This window comes from Gemmiger formicilis (genome assembly GCF_016901605.1).
Classification (GTDB): Bacteria; Bacillota; Clostridia; order Oscillospirales; family Ruminococcaceae; genus Gemmiger; species Gemmiger formicilis_B.
This window is the reverse complement of record NZ_JACJKP010000783.1, coordinates 1-222: the sequence shown is the minus strand read 5'-3', so window position 1 is coordinate 222 and position 222 is coordinate 1. Positions and strand designations below refer to the sequence as shown.

Sequence of the window (222 nt, the reverse complement as noted above, 5' to 3'; positions counted from 1 at the left end):
TTACCCAGCTGCTGGCCGGTCAGACCGAGATCAAGCTGGGCAGCCTGACCCCCACCCGTGACTTCAACTACGTGAAGGACACCGCCAACGGCTTTATGACCATTGCAGACTGCGGTGCCCAACCGGTCAGGTTGCGCAGTTTGGTGGCATCGCCCAGCAGGCGGTTGACCTCGCTCTTTTCAGGGCGCAGGCGTTCAGCTTCGCAGACGATGGTGGCATTGG

Annotated in this window: 2 pseudogenes; one reads left to right on the top strand and one right to left on the bottom strand. The window is 61.3% G+C overall.

Annotated features, from left to right (window positions below):
* Positions 1-107, top strand: a pseudogene (locus tag H6B10_RS18295) (NAD-dependent dehydratase); the annotation flags it as partial.
* Between the two features lie 2 nt (positions 108-109).
* Here H6B10_RS18295 and H6B10_RS18290 read toward each other — a convergent pair.
* A pseudogene (locus H6B10_RS18290) lies at positions 110-222 on the bottom strand (NAD-dependent dehydratase); the annotation flags it as partial.